The 2,625-nt window shown below is 64.6% G+C and carries 3 protein-coding genes; all 3 read left to right on the top strand.

Annotated features, from left to right (window positions below):
• Positions 1 to 1,220, top strand: a 1,220-nt coding sequence (locus EN932_RS33630) for a peptidyl-prolyl cis-trans isomerase (RefSeq protein ID WP_206618995.1), incomplete at its 5' end; no start/stop codon positions are given.
• The gene (trpD, locus tag EN932_RS33625) at positions 1,217 to 2,227 is read left to right on the top strand and encodes an anthranilate phosphoribosyltransferase (RefSeq protein ID WP_024503335.1); all 1,011 of its coding nucleotides are present in this window, start codon (positions 1,217 to 1,219) and stop codon (positions 2,225 to 2,227) included. The genes EN932_RS33630 and trpD, both read left to right, overlap by 4 nt.
• 3 nt (positions 2,228 to 2,230) lie before the next feature.
• Positions 2,231 to 2,625 (top strand): indole-3-glycerol phosphate synthase TrpC (locus tag EN932_RS33620; RefSeq protein WP_164762330.1); only part of this gene is annotated, 395 nt, incomplete at its 3' end.

The following is a 2,625-nucleotide window of genomic DNA, read 5'->3' as shown; positions in this document are numbered from 1 at the left end:
AGGCGGCACCCGAATACCGCAAATTCTCCTATGTCCGCCTCGAGCCGGTCGACATCATGGATCCGACCGCCGTCACCGACCAACAGGTCAGCGACGACTACAACAAGAACAAGGCGCGTTACACCACGCCGGAATTGCGCACCATCGAGCAGCTCGTGTTCAAGACGCCGGATGCGGCCAAGGCCGCGCTCGATTCGCTCAAGGCAGGCGCCACTTTCGACAAGCTGGTCACGGCGGAAGGCAAGACCCCGGCCGACACGTTGCTCGGCACGCTTGCCAAGGACAAGATCGCCGACAAGGCGGTCGCCGACGCCGCCTTCGCGCTTAACGCCAATGAAGTCAGCCAGGTCGTGCAGGGCGCCTTCGGTCCGGTGCTGCTGCGTGTCACCGAGATCAAGCCCGAAGTGGTGAAGCCGCTGGCCGAGGTGTCCGACCAGATCCGCAAGGATCTGGCGCTGGGCGAGGCAAGCCGCATCCTTCTGGACGTGCGCGACAATTACGATGACACCCGCGCCGCCGGCAGTTCGCTGGCCGACGCCGCGGCCAAGCTGAAGCTGAAGGTCGTCACCATCGATGCCATCGATCGCAGTGGACTGCGGCCAGATGCAAGCATCGTCAAGGACCTGCCGCAATCGCCGGAGCTGATCAAAGCCGTCTTCGACGCCGAACCCAACACGGAAAACGATGCCTTGACCACAGCCGACAACGGCTTCGTCTTCTATGAGGTGGCGTCCATCACGCCGGCTCGCGACCGCACGCTGGATGAGGTTCGTCAGAAAGTCGTGGCCGACTGGACGGCGGCGGAAACAAGCAAGCGGCTCGCCGCCAAGGCTGACGAGCTGGAAAAGCGGCTCAAGGCCGGCGCAACGCTCGATGTCATTGCCAGCGAACTGAAGCTGGAAAAGCAGACCAAGCGCGGTGTCAAGCGCGAGGCTGACGACGTCGATTTCGGCAAGGAAGGTGCCGCAGCGATGTTCGGAGTCGGCGAAGGCGGTACCGGCCTGATCCCCTCGCCTACCGGCGACGGGCAGATACTGTACAAGGTCGCCGAAGTGTTCGAGCCCGCCGGGGCCGATGCCAGCTCGGTGCCGGATGACGCACAGAAATCCTTCACCTCCGGCATGTCGGACGACCTGCTCGACCAATTGGTGGCGCAGTTGCAGACGCAGTACGACGTTCGCGTCGACCAGGCCGCCGTCGCCCAAGCCTCGACAAGATGAGCGCGCTGAAAACCCATATCGCCAAGATCGCGACCGGTAGCGCGCTTTCCTTCGAGGAAGCGCGCGAGGCCTTCGACATCATCATGTCGGGTGATGCGACCCCCGGCCAGATCGGCGGTTTCCTGATGGCGCTGCGCGTGCGCGGCGAGACGGTGAGCGAGATTTCCGGCGCCGTCGCCACCATGCGGGCCAAGATGCTGCAAGTCGACGCGCCGGACGGCGCCATCGATATCGTCGGCACCGGCGGGGACAATTCCCACAGCGTCAATATTTCCACGGGATCGGCCTTTGTCATCGCCGGCAGTGGTGTGCCGGTTGCCAAGCACGGCAATCGTGGCCTGTCCTCGCTGACAGGAGCCGCCGACGTGCTGGTTGCGCTCGGCGTCAAGATCGACATCTCGCCCGAATTCATCGGCCGCTGCATCCACGAGGCTGGCATTGGTTTCATGTTCGCGCCCGCGCACCATCCAGCGATGAAACATGTCGGTCCGACCCGCGTCGAACTCGGCACCCGCACCATCTTCAACCTGCTCGGGCCGCTCTCCAATCCAGCTGGCGTCAAGCGGCAGCTGGTCGGTGTGTTCCTGCCGGAATGGATCCTGCCGGTTGCCGAGACGCTGAAGGCACTGGGTGCGGAGCATGCCTGGGTTGCTCATGGCGACGGCTATGACGAGATCACCACCACCGGCGAGACGCAGGTCGCCGAACTGATCGGCGGCGAGATCCGCAGCTTCACCCTGACGCCTGAAGCGGTCGGGTTGCCGCGCCACAGCAGGGACGAACTGCGTGGCGGCGATGCGGACTACAATGCCAAAGCCTTGCGCGATATGTTGGGCGGCGCTGCCGGCGCCTATCGCGACACCGTGCTGATGAATGCCGGCGCCGGCCTGGTGGTGGCGGGCAAGGCGACGACGCTTGCCGACGGCATCGCGCTCGCCGCGCAAGCCATCGACAGCGGCCGGGCCCTGCAAGTGCTCGACAGGCTGGTCGAGATTTCGAACGGGTAAAACGTGTCTGACATTCTTCGCAAGATCGAGGCCTACAAGCGCGACGAGATCGCGGCGGCAAAGGCACGTGTGCCGCTGGCCGAAATCAAGGCGCGAGCCAAGGACGCCGACGCACCGCGCGGCTTTCTTGCCGCGCTCGAAGCAAAGCGCAAATCCGGCGCCTTTGCGCTGATCGCCGAGATCAAGAAGGCAAGCCCGTCCAAGGGGCTGATCCGCGCCGATTTCGATCCGCCGGCGCTGGCGCAGGCCTATGCCAAGGGTGGCGCTGCCTGTCTTTCGGTGCTGACCGACGCACCGTCCTTCCAGGGCGCGCCGGAATTTCTCACCCGGGCGCGAGCCGCCGTCGCGCTGCCGGCGCTGCGCAAGGATTTCCTGTTCGATCCCTATCAGGTCTACGA

It is taken from the genome of Mesorhizobium sp. M7A.F.Ca.US.002.01.1.1, assembly GCF_004022955.1.
GTDB classification, from domain to species: Bacteria; Pseudomonadota; Alphaproteobacteria; order Rhizobiales; family Rhizobiaceae; genus Mesorhizobium; species Mesorhizobium ciceri.
Note: the sequence above shows the minus strand (reverse complement) of the source record. Positions and strands in the feature narration are given on the sequence as shown.